Source organism: Noviherbaspirillum galbum, assembly GCF_010974945.1.
Taxonomy (GTDB): domain Bacteria; phylum Pseudomonadota; class Gammaproteobacteria; order Burkholderiales; family Burkholderiaceae_D; genus Noviherbaspirillum; species Noviherbaspirillum galbum.
This window is the reverse complement of record NZ_JAAIVB010000085.1, coordinates 176,379-195,290: the sequence shown is the minus strand read 5'-3', so window position 1 is coordinate 195,290 and position 18,912 is coordinate 176,379. Positions and strand designations below refer to the sequence as shown.

Sequence of the window (18,912 nt, the reverse complement as noted above, 5' to 3'; positions counted from 1 at the left end):
TCTCGTCCATCCTGATTTGTCCAGTGACGCGGGCAGCGTTCACGCCGCCATCATGCGCATTCTCTGCTTCGCCTCTTCGTACTCCGCCTTCATCCGCGCGATCACCTCGGCCGCCGGTTCGACCGTGTCGATGTTGCCCACGCCCTGGCCCGCGCCCCAGATTTCCTTCCAGGTCTTGGGCTTGTTGTGTCCGGTGTCGAAGTTCATCTTCGACGGGTCCGCCGACGGGAGGTTGTCCGGGTCGAGTCCGCTGCGCGCGATGCTGGGCTTGAGGTAGTTGCCGGGCACGCCGGTGAAGTAAGGCGTGTACACGATGTCGGATGCGGCCGAGCCGACGACCATGTTCTTGTACTCCTCGCTCGCATTGGCCTCGCGCGTGGCGATGAACCGGGTGCCGATGTAGGCCAGGTCGCAGCCCATCGCCTGCGCGGCATAGATCGCGCTGCCGTTGGTGATCGAACCGGACAGCGCCAGCGTGCCCTTGTAGAAGGAACGGATCTCGTTGACCAGCGCGAAGGGGCTGAGCGTGCCGGCATGGCCGCCCGCGCCCGCGCATACCAGGATCAGTCCGTCCACGCCAGCCTCGATCGCCTTCTTCGCATGCCTGACGTTGGTCACGTCGTGCAGTACGATGCCGCCGTAGCCGTGCACCTTGTCCACCAGCGATGCCGGCGAGCGCAACGAGGTGATGATGACCGGGACCTTGTGCTCGACGCAGACTTCCATGTCGGCGTCGACGCGGCTGTTGGAATGGTGAACGATCTGGTTGACGGCGAACGGCGCGACCTTCTTGCCGGGATTTGCCGCCTGGTAGTCGGCAATGCCGTTCTTGATGCGGGTGATCCACTTGCCGAGTTCTTCCTGCGGCCGCGCGTTCAGCGCGGGAAAGGAGCCGACGATGCCGGCGCAGCATTGCGCGATGACGAGGTCGGGATTGGAAATGATGAACAGCGGCGAAGCGATCACCGGCAGGTCGAGCTTTCCTTCGAGATTCTTGGGCAATGGCACGGCGTCTCCTCGTTCCTCAATGTTGTCTGTATCCTTGCGAAAGAGATTAGCCGCTTGTACCGCCGCGGCTCAATGGCCTTGTCCTTCAATTCGATTGGCAAAATGTGCCAAACGCGGTTTTGTTTGCCCGCCGCGCAAAAGTCGAGGCAAAGCGCTTTTCATTGTCGCCGCGCTTCTCTAATATGCAGAAAAGCCGGAATACAACCGAGGAGACGAGACATGACGGGACCGCTGTCGGGAGTGAAGGTAATCGATCTGTCGGCGGTGGTGTCGGGGCCCATGGCCGCGGGCATGCTGGCCGAACAAGGCGCGGACGTGATCAAGATCGAACCGCCCGGCGGCGACATGAGCCGGCGCGTCGGTCCGGCCAAGGGCGACATTTCCGCCATGTTCATGGCGATCAACCGGGGCAAGCGCTCCATCGCGCTGGACCTGAAACTGGCGCAGGCCCGCGAACTGCTGCACGAATTCATCCGCGGCGCCGACATCCTGATCGAGAATTTCCGCCCGGGGACGATGGCGCGGCTCGGCCTGTCGTACGAGGAGGTGCGGAAGTCGAATCCGGGGCTGATCTATCTCTCCATTTCCGGTTTCGGGCAGAGCGGCCCTTATTCCCATGCCCGGGTCTACGATTACGTCATCCAGGCGGCATCGGGCTTCGCCGACGCGCACGGCAACGCCGAGACCGGCACGCCGGGCTTGCTGCCGACGCTGATGTGCGACAAGCTGACGGCGCTGCATGCGGCCCAGGCCCTGTGCGCCGCGCTGCATGCGCGGCATGTGTCCGGCGAAGGCCAAAAGATCGAACTCGCGATGCTGGACGCGAGCATCGCCTTTCTCTGGCCGGAAGCCATGTACAACCAGAGTTTCCTGGAAGATCCGCCGCCGCGCGCACCGGAATTCGGTGCCAACCAGAAACCCTGGCAATGCCGCAATGGCTGGTTCACCAGCATGACGCCGCAACCTGACGAATTCGCCGCATTCTGCCGCGGCTTCGGGCGACCCGAGCTCACCCAGGATCCGCGCTTCGCGACCATGGAGGCGAGGCGGCGGAATTACCAGGCGCTGCGCGAGATCCTCGATCCGATCGCGCTCGAGCAGGATGTCGATGTGTTCGTCGAGCGGCTGGTGAAGGAAGGCGCGCCGGTCGGGCGGGTCAACGTCAAGTCCGGGCTGGGGAATGATCCGCAGGTGCGGCATAACGGGACGATTTCACGGTATGCGATGGGGGATGTGGGGTTGGTGCAATTGCCCCGGGCGGCGGCGGTATTCGGTGGTACTCCCGGACCAGACGGCCTGCACGCGCCGCATGTGGGACAGCATGGGCGGGAGTTGTTGGAGGAGCTCGGGAAGGAACCAGGGGAGATTGAGGCGTTGATTGGGGCGGGGGTGGTTTGTGGGGTTGTTCCGTTGGATTGAAAAGCTCCCTCCCTTTCAAGGGGAGGGGACATGGCGGGAATCCCATTTCCCACGCCCGGCGTAACTCGCATTGAACCGTCGACGCCCCCTACCTGAGATACTTCATCGTCGCGACCGCCGTCGCAACCAGCAGCCCGCCGTCCAGCCACGCCTCGCCGCGGGAGAAGAAAATCGATTTCCCCCGCCGTTCGACCACGCCCACCGCGGTGAGCATCTCCCCCACCCCATTGGCCAGGAAGTTGGTGGTGAGCGACAAGGTGACCGCGTGCCGCTTCGTCGCGGGATCGGACGAATACAGGCCGGAATAGCCGGTCGCCGCATCGAGCAGCGAGCATATGGTGCCACCATGCACCACGCCGCTGCGGTTCAGCATGTCCGGCGTGATCTTCAACGCCAGTTCCACCCGGTCTTCCGACCAGGCGGTGATGCGCACGCCCATGCTTTCCAGCGCGGGATTGTCGAGCGGATAAAGGCTGGAAGACGCCGGCGTCATGCGCACTCTTTGATCATGTTGCGCGCGATGACGATCTGCTGGATCTGGGTCGAGCCCTCGTAGATGCGGAACAGGCGCACGTCGCGATAGAAGCGCTCGATGCCGTATTCGGCCATGTAGCCGGCGCCGCCGAAGATCTGCACCGCGCGGTCGGCGACGCGGCCGCACATTTCGGTGGCGAACATCTTGCAGCAGGAGGCTTCGGTCGCGACGTTCTCGCCGCGGTCGCGGCGCTGGGCGGCATCGATCACCATGCACTTCGCCGCGTACACTTCCGCCTTGCTGTCAGCCAGCAACGCCTGGATGAGCTGGAAGTCGGCGATGCGCTGGCCGAACTGCTTGCGCTCCACCGCATAGCGCAAGGCATCGTCGAGCATGCGCTCGGCCACGCCTACGGCGATGGCGGCGATGTGGATGCGCCCTTTTTCCAGGACCTTCATCGCCGTCTTGAAGCCCTTGCCTTCGACGCCGCCGATGATGTTCTTCGCGGGAACGCGGCAATTCTCGAAAATCACGTCGGCGGTGTGCGCGCCCCGGTGGCCCATCTTCTTGTCGTACTTGCCGATGGTGATGCCCGGCGTGTTCGCCTCGACAATGAAGGCGGTCACCCCGCCGGCGCCTTTGTCCTCGGGGTTGGTGCGGGCCATGAGGGTGAAGATGCCGGCGTGCGGGGCATTGGTGATGTAGCGCTTGGTGCCGTTGACGACGTACTCGTCGCCGTCGCGGACGGCCGTGGTGCGCAGCGAGGCGGCGTCGGATCCGGCTTCGGGTTCGGTCAGCGCGAAGGAAGCGATGATCTCGCCGGTGGCCAGGCGGGGCAGATAGGTTTCCTTCTGTTCCGGGGTGCCGTCCATCAGGATGCCTTGCGAACCGATGCCGACCGTGGTGCCGAACAGCGAGCGGAAGGAGGGAGAGGTCTTTCCCATCTCGAACATGACCAGGCTCTCTTCCTCCATGGTCAGGGCGAATCCGCCGTACTGTTCCGGGATGGTCAGGCCGAACAGTCCGAGTTCCTTCATGTCGCGCACGATGTCTTCCGGAATCTCGTCGGTTTCCTCGACGATGGCCTCGGCCGGCACCAGCCGTTCGCGAACGAACCGGCTCACGGTGGCCAGCAGCGCATTCATGGTTTCCTGGTCGCGGATCATGTTCCTATCCTCCTTGTTGTTGTGTGTTGCCGTTCAAGTTTAACCCCTTACTGGCGCCGATGACTCGTCAAAGGACGTCCGCCGTGCCGAGGATGGCCGTCGACTGGCTGGACAGCGTTCCGCCGTTGCCATGCGCCAGGGCGGTTGCGGCGCGCGGCACCTGTCTCTCCCCGGCCTCGCCGCGCAGTTGCCGCACCGCCTCGATGATGGTGAAGATGCCGTACATGCCGGGATGCACGCAGGAAAGCCCGCCGCCGTTGGTATTGACCGGCAGCTTGCCGCCCGGCGCGATGCCGCCGTTCGCCACCAGCGCCGCCGCCTCGCCCTTCCTGCAAAAGCCCAGGTCTTCGAGAAACAGCAGCGTGTTGATGGTGAAGGCGTCGTACAGTTCAACCACGTCGATGTCCCGCGCCGACAGCCCTGCCATGTCGTAGGCCGCCTTGCCGGATGCGGTGGCGGCGGTGACGGTCAGGTTTTCCATCGAGGACACCTGCCGGTTCCATACCGCGGTGCCGTTGCCCAGCACATAGACCGGCTTCTTCGGCAGGTCCTTCGCGCGGTCGGCGCGCACCAGTACATAAGCGCCGGCGCCGTCGCTGACCATGCAGCAGTCGCGCACGGACAAGGGGTCGGACACCATGCGCGCGTCGAGCACCTGCTCGATCGTCAGCGGATCGCGCAGGAAGGCTTCCGGATTCAGCCTGGCCCAGGCACGGGCGGCGACCGCCACTTCCGCCAGGTCGCGCCGGGTGGCGCCGAATTCATGCATGTAGCGGGAGGCCACGAGCGCGTAGGCGGACAGCGGCAGCAAGGGCTCGTAGGGCATTTCATAGGGTTGCGGGTCGAGGAAGCGGCGGCTGGCCACGATTTCCTTGCGCCCGAAGGTGGCGCTGCGCTGGGCGCTGCCGTAACACACCAGCACCGCATTGCACTGGCCGAAATGCAGGGCCTGCATCGCGGGCAGCAGGTGGGCCACGAAGCTCGAGCCGCCAAGCATGGTGCCGTCGATGTAGCTCGGGCGGATGCCGAGATACTCCACGACAGGCATGGTCCACATGGTCGCGCTGGCGCTGGCCGTGCACAGGCCGTCGATATCCTGCATCGTCAGGCCGGCATCGGCGACCGCCGCCCGCGCCGCGCCCGCGAGGAGTTCCATGTCGGTAAAACCCTTGGCCTCGCCGCAGCCGAAGGTGGCGACGCCGGCCACGGCAACCGAGCCGCGCAGGTCCCGCAGCGTTGCGCTCATTGCCGCTCTCCTTCACCGGAGGCCGGCACGAAAAGAACCATGCCCTTGCCGCCGGAAACGCGCACGCTTGCCCGCACGCGGTCGCCTATTGCCACGGCGCCCGACCTTTCCACGCGGCTCATCATCCGCACGCCTTCATCAAGGTCGATCAGCGATACGTTGTAGTCGCCGCCGGCATCCGGCTTGCGCCTTACCGTCGTCACGGCATGCACGGTCCCCATGCCGGACGGCGCGACCCACTCCAGCGCCGCGGAGCCGCAATGCGGACAGAGCTGGCGCGGATAGAAGACGTGCGCCGTGCAGCCTCCGCAGCGCTGGATCATGAAATGCCCGGCATCGAGCTGCTGCTGGTAGACCAGTTCCACGCCTGTTTTTTCCGCCGTGTTGTTTTCCATGTTTTACCGGTATGTCTTGATATAGGTGTTTGATGCTTCAAGCGCATTTTTCCTGCTGTCGTCGCCTGGCTCTGTCATCCCCGCGAAGGCGGAGATCTCATTTTGCGTTCCTCCGGACGAGCGAAATGGGATTCCCGCCTTCGCGGGAATGACATGGGTAGACGGTAATGCCCGCGAAAATCATCTCCCGTCCACGCCGCTGACGCTTCCCTTTTCCTTCTCCTGCAGCTCGCGCCAGAGTATCTTCCCCGTGCTCGATTTCGGCAGCGCATCGACGAATTCCACCGCGCGCGGCACCTTGTAGGTCGCCATCTGCCCGCGGCACCAGGCGATGACGTCGCCTTCGCTCAGGTTCCCCTTGCTTTCCGGCTTGACGACGAGAATCGCCTTGACCGACTCGCCCCGGCGTTCATCCTGCATGCCGACCACGCAGGCTTCGTGGATGGAGGGATGCGAATACATCATGTTCTCGACTTCCGCCGGCCAGACCTTGTAGCCGGAGACGTTGATCATGCGCTTGAGCCGGTCGCACATGAAGAAGTAGCCGTCCTCGTCGACGTAGCCAAGGTCGCCGGTACGAATGAATCGCTTGCCGTCGCGTTCGAAGAAAACTTCCCGGTTCGCCGGCTCGTTGTTCCAGTAACCCTTCATGACCTGCGGGCCGTGGGTCACGATTTCACCGACTTGTCCCTGCGGCAATTCGTCCAGCGTCGTCGGATCGACCACGCGCGAATCCACGCCGAACACCGGCATGCCTAGGCACTGGCGCTTGGGGCGCCACAGCGGATTGGCATGCGTGCCGGAGGCAGTCTCGGTCATGCCGTAGGCTTCGATGTATTCGAGCCCGTACTTTTCGCGCAGCATGAGGGCAACCGCTTCCGGCATTGCCGCGCCGCCGCCGGTGATCAGGGTCAGGCTGGACAGGTCGTAGCGGTCGAGGTCGGGACGGGCGAAGAAGTCGAGCACCATGGCGGGCGGAGCGGCCCAGGCGGTCGCGCCATAGCGGCTCATCAGCGAGGCGGCGTTGTCGCGGTCCCAGCGCGTGAGCAGCAGCGCGGTTGCGCCTAGCAGGATGGGAATGTTCATGCCGTTCTGCATCCCCAGCAGATGGAAAGCCGGGGCGCTGGCGAAGAACACCGAACTCGGGAACAGCTGCCGCCACGCCTGGCTGTTGGCCGCCACCGCCATGAGTGTGCCATGGGTATGGATGCAGCCCTTCGGCAAACCGGTGGTGCCCGAGGTGTAGGGCAAGAGGCAGATGTCGTCTTTACCGGCCAGGTGCGGCGCCGGAACGCAGGCCGCGGCGAGCGCCGCGTTCCAGGAAACCGCCCTGTCGTGCGCGATGGCGGCGGGCGCTTCCCGCACCACATCGGGAACGTTCAATTCGGTGGGCGCGCGCAGGTAGTCGCCATACCGGAGCACGAGCGCGTGGTCGATCGCTTCCTTGCCGTCACGTCCGAGCAGCGGCGTGACCGCCGGCCAGAGTTCCTGGGCGACGATCGCGGTCCGCGCGCCGGAATCGGCAGCATAATGCGCGAGCTCGCGCGTGGTGCTCATCGCATTGACCGGGACCACTACCGCATCGGCGCGCATGACGGCATAGTAGGCCACCACGAACTGCGGACAATTCTGGCTCATCAGCAGGACGCGGTCGCCCTTGCGGATGCCGAAGCGCTGCTGCAGGAACCCGGCCAGCGCGTCGACTTCCCGCTTCAGCTCGGCATAGCTGAGGACCGTATCGTAGAACACCAGGGCCGGCTTGTCCGGGTAGCGGCGCGCCGCCACCTCGAGGTTGTAGACGAGGCTGGTATCGGGAACGTGCAGGGTTTTCGGGAACCCCTTGGGCCAGTAGCGATGGTGCAGGGTCGACACGGTGCAGTCTCCAGTCCCGGTGATGGCGCGTCATTCGCGCTCGATGGCGCGCGCGATGACTTCCTTCATGATTTCGTTCGATCCGCCGTAAATCTTTCCGACCCGCGCGTCGGCGTACATGCGCGCGATGGGGTATTCGAGCATGTAGCCATAGCCGCCATGCAGCTGCAGGCATTCGTCGATCACCTGGCAATTCATTTGCGTGGTCCACCATTTGGCCATCGCCGCGGTCTGCATGTCGAGCTTTCCGGCCATCAGCTGCATCACGCACTGGTCGACGAAGGTCTGGGCGATGGTCGCCGTGGTCTTGCATTCGGCGAGCTTGAAGCGGGTGTTCTGCAGCGCCATCAGCGGCTGCCCGAAGGCCTCGCGCTGGCGCACGTAGGCGGAAGTCTCCTCCACCGCGCGCTGCATCACCGCGACCGCGCCGATGGCAATCAGCAGGCGTTCCTGCGGCAACTGTTCCATCAGCTGCGCGAAGCCCCGCCCTTCTTCCCCGCCGAGCAGGTTTTCCGCCGGCACCCGGACGTCATCGAAGAACAGTTCCACCGTGTCCTGGCCGCGCTGGCCGATCTTTTCCAGGAACCGGCCCTGGCGATAGCCCTTGAGGTCCCGGGTCTCCAGCATGACCAGCGACACGCCCCGGCCTCTCGCGGACGGATCGGTCTTGACCGCCACGCAGACCAGGTCGGCATGGTAGCCGTTGGTGATGAAGGTTTTCGAGCCGTTGATGACATACTCGCCGCCCTCGCGCACCGCCGTCGTCTTGATGCCTTGCAGGTCGGAGCCGGCCGACGGTTCGGTCATGGCGATGGCGCCCACCATCTCCCCCGTCGTCATCCGCGGCAGCCAGTGGCGCTTCTGCTGCTCGGTGCCGTAGCGCAGGATGTAATGCGCCAGGATGCCGCTATGGACGTTCAGGCTGAAGCTGTTGGACAAGGCCCGGTTCTGCTCGATGCAGATCACCGCTTCGTGCAGGAAGTCCCCGCCGCCGCCGCCGTACTCCTCGGGGATGCTGGCGCACAGCATGCCGATCTCACCCGCCTTGCGCCAGATGTCGCGGTCGGGATGATGCTGGGCGCGCCACTTGTCCTCGTACGGCGCGACCTCGTTGTCGAAGAACCTGCGGATCGAATCCCGGAACAGTTCCAGGTCCGGAGTCATCCAGGGAGGGGAAGAAGCGCTCATGTCGGTGCAGATAGCATGCAAAAAAAGGGAAACATCCGGAGACGCTCAGCCGCCCTAGGGTCGGCCGCCGCCGCAGACCAGCACCTGGCCGCTGATGTAGTTGGATTCCGGCAAGCAGAACAGGTAGACCGCGCCCGCCGCTTCCTCCGGCGTGCCGGCGCGGCCGACCGGAATAAGCGCTTCGGCGTTCTTGAGCACCTGCGGATTGACGCCGACCTTGATCTTGCGTCCTTCGATGTCGATGCTGGCGTCGGCATCGGCGGCCGCTTCCGTCAGGCGGGTCTTGATCAGGCCGAAGGCGACGCTGTTGACGTTGACCTTGTAGCGTCCCCATTCCTTGGCCAGCGCCTTGGTCAGGCCATTGATGCCGGCCTTGGCCGCGGCGTAGTTGGCTTGTCCGGCGTTACCCATGACGCCCGAGGTGGACGAGATGTTGACCACCTTGCGGAATACTTCCTGCCCGGCTTCCGCCTCTTTCCTCGCCGCGGCGCGGATGAACTCGGAAGCGGCGCGCAGGATGCGGAAGGGCGCGGTCAGGTGGACCTGCAGGATGGCGTCCCATTGCTCGTCGCTCATCTTCTGGATCACGTTGTCCCAGGTGTAGCCGGCGTTGTTGACGATGATGTCCAGTCCGCCGAAGCCGTCGACGGCGGCGGCGACGAAGCGCTCGGCGAAGCCGGCTTCGGTCACGCTGCCGGCGCAGGCCAGCGCCTTGCCGCCGGCGGCGCGGATCACTTCCACGGTGTCGTTCGCGGTGCCCGGATCGAGGTCGTTGACCACGACGCTCGCGCCCTCGCTGGCCAGCTTGAGGGCGATCTCACGCCCGATGCCGCGGCCGGAGCCGGATACGATTGCCACCTTGCCTTCGAGTTTCTTCATGTCTCTCTCCTGTGTCCGTCATGCCATGGCGATGATTGCGTCGCCCTTGAGTTTGATGTCGCCGTCCTGGTTGGTTGTCGTCAGCTCGACCCTGACGCGCCGCTCGCCGTTTTCCTCAAACTTTTCCACCACCTTGCCGGTGCAGGTGATGGCGTCCCCCACGTGGGTGATCGCGGCGAAGCGCACGCCGAAGCTGCGCAGCCTGTCCTGGGGCACCCAGTTCGTCAGCACCCGGGCGAGGTAGGCCATGGACAGCATGCCGTGGGCAAACACGTCCGGCATGCCGGCGCGGCGGGCGAAATCAATGTCCACGTGGATGGGATTGTGGTCGCCCGAGGCGCCGCAATACAGCGCCAGCGTATGCCGGGTGATCGGCTCGGTTGTCAGGGAAGCGATTTCGTCGCCCACCTGCACCGCGTCGTATGCGAATGTCATTCTTTCCATGCGTCTTCCTGTGTTGCTGTGTGGGACGGGTTCAAGCGTTGCGCACCACCGTCACGCCGCGCAGTTCGGCGACCAAGTCGCCGCGCTGGTTGGTGACGCGGGTTTCGCGCACCACGAACTCGAGCGCGCCGTTCTTCTTGTCGTAGATGTCGGCGATGCGCTGCTCGAAGCTCAGCGTGTCGCCCGCATACGCCATCGCGTGGTAGGTGAAATGCTGCTCGCCGTGCAGGATCCGGCCGATGTCGATGCCCAGCAGGTCCCGCACCGCGGACGGGTTGGGAGAATCCATCTCGAGGCAGAACAGATAGGTCGGGGGCACGGGCAGGGATGGCATGCCGGCGCCGCGGGCCGCGTCCTCGGAGTTGAAGACGGGGTCGGCCTGGCCGGTGGCCTTCGCGAAAAAGCGCAGGCGACCTTTCTCGACTTCCACCGAGTAGCGCGGCAGCACATGGCCGATATGGCGTTTGTCGATCATGATGTTGACCTTTCCGGTGCTGGTTGGTGCCGATCAAGCCGACTGGTACATGGTAACGACGCATGCGCCGCCAAGCCCGAGGTTGTGCTGCAGGGCCACCCGCGCGCCTTCCACCTGGCGCTGGTCGGCCTGTCCGCGCAGCTGCCATACGAGTTCGGCGCATTGCGCCAGTCCGGTCGCGCCCAGCGGATGTCCCTTCGAGAGCAGCCCGCCCGAGGGGTTGACGACGACCTTGCCGCCGTAGGTGTTGTCGCCGTCCAGGATGAAGCGCTCGGCGGTGCCTTCCGCCGTCAGGCCCAGTCCCTCGTAGGTGATGAGTTCGTTGGCGGTGAAGCAATCGTGCAGCTCGACCACGTCGACGTCCTCCGGGCCGACGCCGCTCGCCTCATACACGCGCCTGGCGGCGGTGCCCGTCATGTCATAGCCCACCACGCGCCGCATGTCGCCGGAATCGAAGGTGCTGGCGGTGTCGGTGGTCATGGCCTGGGCGGCGATGAAGACGCGGGTATCGAGGCCATGCTTCCTGGCGAAGTCTTCCGATGCCAGCACCGCGGCGGCGGCGCCGCAGGTCGGCGGGCAGCACTGCAGGCGGGTAAGCGGGTTGAAGACCTGGGGCGCGGCCATCACTTCGTCCAGCGTGACGGTCTGGCGGAAGATCGCCAGCGGATTGCGGGCCGCATGCTGCCGCGCCTTTACCGAGATGCGAGCGAAGGTTTCCGGCTTCGTGCCGAAACGCTCCATGTGCGCGCGCCCGGCGCCGCCGAAGAATTGCGCGGCGCGCGGCACGCCATCCTCGAAACCTTGCACGGCGACCATGGATTCCTGGAAGCGCGCCAGCGGCGAGGGACGATCGTCATAGGCGCCCTTCAGCGCGCCCGGGCTCATCTGGTCGAAGCCCAGCACGAGCACGCATTCGGCTGCGCCGCTGTCGATCGCCTGGCGCGCCAGGAACAGCGCGGTGGAGCCGCTGGAACAGTTGTTGTTGACGTTGAACACCGGGATGCCGGTCACGCCCACGCCGTAGACGGCGGCCTGGCCCGAAGTCGAGTCGCCATAGACGTAGCCGACGTAGGCCTGTTCGATGAGTTTGTAGTCGACGCGGGCATCTTCGAGCGCCTGCTTCGCCGCGCGCGCGCCCATCACGGAATAGGGCTCGCTCGCGCCCGGCTTGGTGAAGGGGATCATGCCTACGCCCACCACTTGTACTTTTCGGCTCACTGTCGATTCTCCTCTCGAGGTATGTTCATGCAAGTGCTGCGGACTCGCCTCGCTTTGCAATGAGGGTAGATTGCCTGCGCGGGCACGGCCGAACAATGGCGGAGGGCGACAAAAAGCATTGGCCAAAACGACCAGGACCGGCGGCGATGCCTGTCCCGCGGTTTGGTTGGCCGAATTGGTTTGCCAGGGGGAAATTGATCGGCGCCGGATGGATCTGGCGCCGCGAAGCGTTATGCCGGCGTCGCGCCGGCGCCGTTCGCGTGCAGCCGCGTGTGGCGGTATTCGCCGGGGGCAACCCCGGTCCATTTCTTGAACGCGCGATGGAAGGTGCTCGGCTCGGAAAACCCGACCAGCACGGCGATTTCGATCAAGGTGAGATCCGGCCGCGCCAGGTATTCGATGGCAACGTCGCGCCGGAGGTCGTCCTTGATGGCCTGGTAGCCCTGCCCTTCTTCCTGCAGGCGCCGCCTGAGGGTTTGCGGCGTCACCGCGATCGATTTGCTGACTTCCTCGAGCGAGGGCATTTCACCGGCCAGGTGGCGGCGCAGGATGCGCCGGATGCGTTCCGTCACGTTGGCATGGTCGCGGTACTTGATCAGCAGGCTGGCCGGCGCCTGGTGCAGGAACTCTTCCACGCTCTGCACGTTCTGCACCACCGGCAGGTCGAGCCAGCGTTTCTCGAAGCGGAAGCCGACCTGGCCATCCTGGTAGCGCACCGGCGCCTGGAATACGCGGAAGGCGTCGGACGACAGGTTCTTGTCGAGGTTGCAGTAATCGACGTCGATCAGCGGAATGCGCCTGGCCACCAGCCAGCAGGCAAGGCCGAAGGCGAAGAACATGAAGGTCCGCTCGACGTAGCGCAGGCGCGCGTCGCGCTCGGCACGGGCCTGGAGCACGACATGCGCGATGTCGCCCTCGATGCGCAGGCGCGGCACGAAGTCTTCGAGCGCGAGATGATAGTAGCGGAACCCCTGGACCAGGGCTTCGCGCAGCGAACGGCAATGCACCAGGGCGCGGCAGTTGCGCGAGAAGGTCCCGATCTTGACCGGGCGCGAGCACAGGCCCCAGAGTTCGTCGCGCGTGACGCGGGTAAGCGTGCGGATGAGGGCCGCGTATTGCGCCTGCGAGACGCGCGACAGCGGCGAATCGAGCAGCGCCGGGGAAATGCCGGAACGAAGCAGGATCGCGGATATGTCTCTGCCCTGTTTGCGCACGCCCTGCAGGATCTGCTCGACCTGGAGGATCGCGATGGTGTTGTGGGTGACCGTCATGGTTGAAAGCTCGGGCAATCGCTTCTGCTGGCGTAAGCATAGCGTATTAGATTGCCCGCTGCATGCGCCCGCTACAGCGCGGCGCGGCATTCCCGAAGCGCGGTGATGTCTTCCTCCGCGTATCCGAGTTCGCGCAGCACCTCGACGGTGTGCTCACCCGGCGCGGGCGCCTGGCGCGCGACGGAAAACGCGAACCGGCTCATCTTCACCGGGAAGCCCACATGGGTCAGCGACCCGAGCCGCGGGTGGACGGTGTCGTGGACCATGCCGCGTTCCCGGAAATGCGGATGCCGCAGCGTCTCTTCCAGCTTCAGTACCGGGCTGACGCAGCAGTCGACGCCGGCCAGTTTTTCTTCCCACTCGGAGAGCGTCATCGATGCCACGACCCGTGCGACTTCTTCCTGGATGCGGCGCAGGACCTCCGGCGGCGCATTGCGGTCGCAGGCCTTCAGGTCGGGCCGCGCTATCGTGTCGCAGAACGTTTCCCAGAACTTGGGTTCGAGCGCCGCGACCGCGAGCACGCGGCCGTCGCGCGTGCGATACGGACGATAGTTGGGCAGCCCGCCAGAGATGCTGTCGCCGCCCGCGGGCCGCGCCTTGCCCTCCGCATTCACGCGCGCCAGCGGCAGCACCGCATGGGCGAGCGTGCCGTCGCTGATGGCGACGTCGAGGTAACGGCCGCGGCCGGTCCGCGAGGCATCGAACAGCGCCGCCAGGATGCCCATCGCCGCCGTCAGCGATCCGCCCATCAGGTCGGCCACCGGCAGGTTGGACAAGGCAAGCGTGGAGGCGTCGCTGCCGACCTGGTCGAGTGCGCCGGCATAGCCTCCATAGTTCATGTCATGTCCGGCCAAATCGCGGAAAGGACCGGACTGTCCATAGCCGGTGATGCTGCAGTAGACCACCCGGGGATTGACGCCGGCTACCTTCTCGTAGCCGATGCCGAGACGGTCCACGATTCCGGGACGAAATCCCTCGACCACGATGTCGGCGTCACGCGCCAGGTCGAGAAAGGCTTGCACGCCGGCCGCCTGCTTCAGGTCGAGGCGGATGCCGCGCTTGTTGCGGTTCACCAGCGCCTTCACCGGCGCCGCGGCATAGTCGCCCGCGCCGGTGTCTTCGATCTTGATCACGTCGGCGCCCATGTCGGCCAGGTGCTGGGTGCAGACCGGCCCCGGCAGCAGGCGGGTCAAGTCGAGTACCTTCACGCCTTGCAGCGGGGGCTGGCTTGTCATGGCTTTCTCTCCTGTTGTCTCATGGGAATGGCGATGCGAAAAATTCTAGCGGCCGGACCTTGACGGGCCAATGGCAGGATCGCTGTTTCGGCGATGGCAGAAATGCTCAGGCAGCGCCGGACCAGCGAAGAATGGCAGCTTTTGCCAACGCGTTTTGGAAAGAATCGCCATTGCCGCGATGCCGCGGAAAACGCGAATATCGGGTAATGAACCGGCGCTCGGGCAGCCGGCGCGGGCACCGCCTTCAAGGAGACAACGGGAATGAACCTGACACAAGGATTGCATCGTGCGCGGCAAAATCATCCGGACCGGATGGCGACCATCTTCGGCGAGAGGCAGCAGAGCTTCCAGCAGATGGCCGAGCGCGTGGCGCGCCTGGCCGGCGCCCTCCGGTCGCTGGGCTTGGGCGCCAACGACCGGATTGCGATGCTCGCGCTCAACTCCGACCGTTATGTCGAATACTTCCAGGCGGCATGGTGGGCGGGCGCCGTCGCCAACCCCGTCAACACGCGCTGGAGCCTGTCGGAGATCGCATATTCCCTCAACGACTGCGACAGCCAGGTGCTCATCGTCGACGACCAGTTTGCCGGCATGGTGGACGCCATCCGCGAACAGGCCCCCTGCGTCCGCACCATCATCCACGCCGGCGAGCAGGCGACGCCGCCGGGCATGCTCGGCTACGAGGAATTGATCGCCGCCGCGGCGCCCGTCGAGGATGCGATGCGCGGGGGCGACGACCTCGCCGCCATTCTCTATACCGGCGGCACCACCGGCTTCCCCAAGGGCGTGATGCTCAGCCACGCCAATTTCTGGATCGCCTCGATTGCCCGGATGGCGGAGATGGGCGGACAGCCAGGCAGCATCTCTCTGATCGCCACACCGCTGTTCCATGTCGGCGGCGCTGGCAGGCTGGTCGGCCAGTCGATAGGCGGCAATACGGTGGTGATCGTGCCGTCCTTCACGGCGGAGGGCGTGCTCGACGCCGTGGAACGGCATGCCGTCACCGACCTGATGCTGGTGCCCACCATGCTGCAGATGCTGCTCGACCATCCGCGCTTCGAGCGCAGGAAGATGGCCACCATCAGGCGCATCAGCTACGGGGCTTCGCCGATCTCGTTGCCGCTGCTGGAACGCACGCTGGACCTGTTTCCCGGCGTCGAGTTCGCCAGCGCCTACGGCATGACCGAGACGGCCGCCGCCGTGTGCGGCAATCCTCCCGCCAACCATGGGCCGGAAGCGCGGGCGAGCGGCCTGGTCAAGTCGGTTGGCCGCGCCGGGTATGGCTGCGAGATCCGCGTCGTCGATGCCGATGGGGAAGAGGTTCCGCGAGGCGCGGTGGGCGAAGTCATCATCCGCGGCGGATGCGTCATGCTCGGCTACTGGAAGAAGCCGGAAGAGACGGCGGCCGCGCTGCGCGGCGGCTGGCTGCACACCGGCGACGGCGGCTACCTCGATGCGGACGGCCACCTCTACATCGTGGACCGCATCAAGGACATGATCGTGACCGGCGGCGAGAACGTGTATTCCGCCGAGGTGGAAAACGTGCTGGCGCGCCACCCGGCCGTCGCCATGTGCGCCGTCATCGGCATTCCCAGCGCGCAGTGGGGCGAGAGCGTGCACGCGGTCGTGGTGCTCCGGACCGGCGCCCAGGCCAGGGAGGACGACTTGCGCAGCCACTGCAAGACCGCGCTCGCGGGATACAAGTGCCCGAAATCCTTTGATTTTCCGGAGGCGATGCCGCTGTCCGCAGCAGGCAAGGTCGTCAAGACGCAGTTGCGCGAACCGTACTGGCGCGGACAATCCCGCAAGGTGAACTGAACGGCGCAGCCGCCTGAACGAGACGGCTGGCTTGCCTGCGCGCCGCTCCGCGGCGCGCATGGCTTCATTACTTGGGCCAGGAGTAAGGCGGCGCTTCCTTGTTCAGGAAAGCGGCGACCGCATTGCGGTGATATTCCGACGAGCGCGCGACGCCCTGTCCCGCCGCTTCCATTTCCAGCAAGGCGCCGAGCGTGCTCGTCGGCGCGGCATTGAAGACCCGCTTGCTGATGCTCAGCGCGGTCAGCGAGGCGGCGGTGAAGCTGAGCGCGATCTCGCGCGCGCGCCCGGCGATGGCGTCCGGCTCGTGGATCTCGGCGACGATGCCCAGCTGCCTGGCTTCCTCGGCGCCAAGCTCGCGCGCGGAAAACGCCAGTTCCTTCGCCCGCTGCAGGCCGACCACGCGCGGCAAGGTGTAGAACACGCCGCAGTCGGGAATGAGGCCAAGCTTCAGGAAAGACAGGCAGAAGCGGGCGCGCGGCGTGGCAAGCACGAAGTCCGCCGCCAGGGCCAGGCCGAAGCCGGCGCCGAATGCGGGACCATCGACCGCGGCGATCACGGGACGGTCGAAGTTGATCAGTTCCTCCACCCACAAGTGCAGGTCGAGCATCCGGTCCCTGCCCTCTTCCGCCGTGCCGGCTCCGCTTTGCATGCCCCGGATGTCGCCGCCGGCACAGAACGCGCCGCCCGCGCCGGTCAGCACGAGCGCGTGGATGCTGCGGTCGCGACGCACCTCGGCCACCGCCTCGGCCAGTTCGGCTCGCATCACCTTGTCGAGCGCGTTCTTCTGCGCCGGACGATTGAGCGTGATCGTCGCCACGCCGTCTCCGACGTCGTAGCGTATGGTTTGAAACGCTTCTGCTTTCATGCTGTCTCCTGTATTCATGCGTGTCGCGCGGCGTTCAGATCGGGTCCCAGCTGAAGACGTCGGCGGACCGGTCAAGATCGTAGAACGAGGCTTTCAGCGCGGGCATGCCATGGCTGGCGATGGACTCCGGCGTCCATCCCTCGGAACGGTGAACCGACCGCAGGGGGCGCGGCTGGCTCATCAGGAACATCTCGTTGTTGCGCACCGCGAAGACCTGGCCGTTGACTTCTGCGGCCGCATCGCTCGCCAGGTACACGGCGAGCGGCGCAATCTTGTCCGGGGTCATCTGCTTCAGCCTTTCCACGCGCGCCTGCTCCTCCGGCGTGTCTGCCGGAATCGAGCTCGTCATCCGGCTCCAGGCGAACGGGCAGATGCAATTGGAGCGGACGTTGTAGCGCTGCATGTCGAGCGCGATCGACTTCGACAACGCGGTAATGCCGAGCTTGGCGGCGGAATAGTTTGCCTGCCCCATGTTGCCGACCAGGCCTGACGCGGACGTCATGTGGACCAGGCTGCCCGACTCTTGCTCCTTGAAGTAAGGCGCCGCTGCCTTGCTGGTGAAGTAGGCGCCATAGAGGTGGACTTTCACCACCGCGTCCCAGTCTTCGACGCTCATCTTGTGAAAGATGCGGTCCCGCAGGATGCCGGCATTGTTCACGACGCAATCGATGCGCCCGAAGGCCGCGACCGCGGCTTCGATGATGCGCTGCGCGGACCCGGCCTCCGCGACGCTGTCGCCATTGGCGATGGCCTGTCCGCCGAATGCCTTGATTTCCTGCACGACCTGCTGGCCGGGATTGAGTCCGGTGGCGTCGCCGGTAAGCGATGCGCCGATGTCATTGACGACGACCCTTGCGCCGCTGCGCGCCATTGCCAGGGCGATCTCCCGTCCGATGCCATTGCCGGCGCCGGTGACCACCACCACCTTGTCCTGCACCATGTTCTGATTCGTCATTCGTCTCTTCCTTCGTGTTCTCTTGTGTTTTCCGTTGAACCGCGGAGTGATATCAGGACAGCATGCAGCAACCCGCACACAAGTACAATTCGGTTTTGACAAACGGGGGATTCGGGTTAGCCGAAGCGAAGCGAATCGCCGGCTAACTCCTGCACGAAGTACTTGCCGCCGGCATCCTTGATGTCATGCAGGTTCTTGCAACCATTGAGGTCGATCACTTCGAAGGCGCCGCGATCCATCCGAGTCTTGCCATCCATGGCGCCGAGGTCTACGCATTTACGTTCGGCCAGGCGCCTGGCGTATCGATCCTGGATAGCCCAACCTACCCTGTAGAATGCGGCTTGAACGGGACGACAAGCGAGTGTGAATGGCGATGCAAACCACGGCATTGGAAAAGCAGCTGCATTTTCTGAGGGAAATTGACCGGCTGAAGACCGTCGTAAGGCAGTCCCCGCTGCTGGACAAAAGCCGAAAGGAAAATTCCGCAGAACATTCCTGGCACCTGGCGATGTATGCCCTGCTGCTGAACCAGTATGCCAGCGGGACTGTAGATACCAATCGCGTCATACAGATGCTCCTGTTGCATGACATCGTCGAGATAGACGTCGGCGATTTTCCGATTCATGGCGGGCTTTCAAGCGAGTTGCAAGCCGAGCAGGAATGGAAAGCGGCGGATCGATTGTTTGGCTTGTTGCCATCGCCACAGGGAAAGGAACTACTGGCTTTATGGCAGGAATTCGAGCGTGCCGAGACAGAGGACGCGAAGTTTGCGAAGGCGCTGGATCGATTCCAGCCGCTCCTCATCAATGTATTTACCGGGGGAGGAACATGGACGGAGAACGGCGTTTCGCTTGAACAAGTGTTTTCCCGGTACGGTCCCGTGATCAAGAGAGGCGCCCCGCTGCTGTGGTCGGTATGTGAACGGTGGGTAGTGCAACACTTTGCCAGACAGGCGTCGGAAAAGTCCCCAGGCACAAGTTGAT

The 18,912-nt window shown here is 64.8% G+C and carries 19 protein-coding genes; 3 read left to right on the top strand and 16 right to left on the bottom strand.

What is annotated here, in order from left to right:
• Window positions 1-39: 39 nt before the first annotated feature.
• Window positions 40-1,002, bottom strand: coding sequence for an NAD(P)H-dependent flavin oxidoreductase (locus G3574_RS27500; protein ID WP_205609964.1), 963 nt, complete (start codon window positions 1,000-1,002; stop codon window positions 40-42).
• Between the two features lie 225 nt (window positions 1,003-1,227).
• On the opposite strand from G3574_RS27500, the gene G3574_RS27495 reads away from it, so the two are divergent.
• Window positions 1,228-2,427: a CaiB/BaiF CoA transferase family protein gene (locus G3574_RS27495; RefSeq protein ID WP_163968756.1), complete on the top strand. Its 1,200-nt coding sequence runs from the start codon at window positions 1,228-1,230 to the stop codon at window positions 2,425-2,427.
• An 88-nt stretch (window positions 2,428-2,515) separates the two neighbouring features.
• Here G3574_RS27495 and G3574_RS27490 read toward each other — a convergent pair whose 3' ends face one another.
• From G3574_RS27490 to G3574_RS27435, 12 genes are all read right to left on the bottom strand, one after another.
• Complete coding sequence (locus G3574_RS27490; protein ID WP_163968755.1) at window positions 2,516-2,920, bottom strand: PaaI family thioesterase; 405 nt, start codon at window positions 2,918-2,920, stop codon at window positions 2,516-2,518.
• Window positions 2,917-4,068 carry an acyl-CoA dehydrogenase family protein gene (locus G3574_RS27485; protein ID WP_163968754.1) on the bottom strand — a complete coding sequence of 384 codons (1,152 nt, stop codon included), beginning with the start codon at window positions 4,066-4,068 and terminating at the stop codon, window positions 2,917-2,919. The genes G3574_RS27490 and G3574_RS27485 overlap by 4 nt, the downstream gene beginning before the upstream one ends.
• Window positions 4,069-4,135: 67 nt before the next feature.
• A complete protein-coding gene (locus tag G3574_RS27480) occupies window positions 4,136-5,314 on the bottom strand; it encodes an acetyl-CoA acetyltransferase (protein ID WP_163968753.1) in 1,179 nt (392 codons plus the stop codon).
• Window positions 5,311-5,709 (bottom strand): Zn-ribbon domain-containing OB-fold protein, encoded by a 399-nt coding sequence (locus G3574_RS27475; protein WP_163968752.1) that lies wholly within the window; start codon window positions 5,707-5,709, stop codon window positions 5,311-5,313. Before G3574_RS27475 ends, G3574_RS27480 begins: the two co-directional genes overlap by 4 nt.
• A 180-nt stretch (window positions 5,710-5,889) precedes the next feature.
• Entirely contained in the window at window positions 5,890-7,581 is a 1,692-nt protein-coding gene (locus tag G3574_RS27470; protein ID WP_163968751.1) for a long-chain fatty acid--CoA ligase, read from the bottom strand.
• A 30-nt stretch (window positions 7,582-7,611) separates the two neighbouring features.
• Window positions 7,612-8,769 (bottom strand): acyl-CoA dehydrogenase family protein, encoded by a 1,158-nt coding sequence (locus tag G3574_RS27465; RefSeq protein WP_163968750.1) that lies wholly within the window; start codon window positions 8,767-8,769, stop codon window positions 7,612-7,614.
• Window positions 8,770-8,823: 54 nt separating this feature from the next.
• Window positions 8,824-9,648 (bottom strand): SDR family NAD(P)-dependent oxidoreductase, encoded by an 825-nt coding sequence (locus G3574_RS27460; RefSeq protein ID WP_163968749.1) that lies wholly within the window; start codon window positions 9,646-9,648, stop codon window positions 8,824-8,826.
• An 18-nt stretch (window positions 9,649-9,666) separates the two neighbouring features.
• On the bottom strand, window positions 9,667-10,092 hold the full coding sequence (locus G3574_RS27455) for a MaoC family dehydratase (RefSeq protein WP_163968748.1): 426 nt from the start codon (window positions 10,090-10,092) through the stop codon (window positions 9,667-9,669).
• A 31-nt stretch (window positions 10,093-10,123) separates the two neighbouring features.
• A complete protein-coding gene (locus tag G3574_RS27450; protein WP_163968747.1) occupies window positions 10,124-10,567 on the bottom strand; it encodes a MaoC family dehydratase N-terminal domain-containing protein in 444 nt (147 codons plus the stop codon).
• Between the two features lie 33 nt (window positions 10,568-10,600).
• Window positions 10,601-11,785: a lipid-transfer protein gene (locus G3574_RS27445; protein ID WP_328804867.1), complete on the bottom strand. Its 1,185-nt coding sequence runs from the start codon at window positions 11,783-11,785 to the stop codon at window positions 10,601-10,603.
• Window positions 11,786-12,015: 230 nt separating this feature from the next.
• Window positions 12,016-13,056, bottom strand: a complete 1,041-nt coding sequence (locus G3574_RS27440; protein ID WP_163968838.1) for an AraC family transcriptional regulator — start codon at window positions 13,054-13,056, stop codon at window positions 12,016-12,018.
• Window positions 13,057-13,127: 71 nt separating this feature from the next.
• Window positions 13,128-14,291, bottom strand: coding sequence for a CaiB/BaiF CoA transferase family protein (locus G3574_RS27435; RefSeq protein ID WP_163968745.1), 1,164 nt, complete (start codon window positions 14,289-14,291; stop codon window positions 13,128-13,130).
• A 261-nt stretch (window positions 14,292-14,552) separates the two neighbouring features.
• On the opposite strand from G3574_RS27435, the gene G3574_RS27430 reads away from it, so the two are divergent.
• Window positions 14,553-16,109, top strand: a complete 1,557-nt coding sequence (locus G3574_RS27430; protein WP_163968744.1) for a long-chain-fatty-acid--CoA ligase — start codon at window positions 14,553-14,555, stop codon at window positions 16,107-16,109.
• A 67-nt stretch (window positions 16,110-16,176) separates the two neighbouring features.
• On the opposite strand, the gene G3574_RS27425 is transcribed toward G3574_RS27430, so the two are convergent.
• The 3 genes from G3574_RS27425 to G3574_RS27415 form a co-directional block, all read right to left on the bottom strand.
• Window positions 16,177-16,974: an enoyl-CoA hydratase/isomerase family protein gene (locus G3574_RS27425; RefSeq protein WP_235953654.1), complete on the bottom strand. Its 798-nt coding sequence runs from the start codon at window positions 16,972-16,974 to the stop codon at window positions 16,177-16,179.
• A 34-nt stretch (window positions 16,975-17,008) separates the two neighbouring features.
• Complete coding sequence (locus G3574_RS27420) at window positions 17,009-17,914, bottom strand: SDR family oxidoreductase (RefSeq protein WP_163968837.1); 906 nt, start codon at window positions 17,912-17,914, stop codon at window positions 17,009-17,011.
• A 131-nt stretch (window positions 17,915-18,045) separates the two neighbouring features.
• A complete protein-coding gene (locus G3574_RS27415) occupies window positions 18,046-18,186 on the bottom strand; it encodes a hypothetical protein (RefSeq protein ID WP_163968742.1) in 141 nt (46 codons plus the stop codon).
• Between the two features lie 116 nt (window positions 18,187-18,302).
• On the opposite strand from G3574_RS27415, the gene G3574_RS27410 reads away from it, so the two are divergent.
• Window positions 18,303-18,911, top strand: coding sequence for an HD domain-containing protein (locus G3574_RS27410; protein WP_163968836.1), 609 nt, complete (start codon window positions 18,303-18,305; stop codon window positions 18,909-18,911).
• Window position 18,912 lies beyond the last annotated feature (1 nt).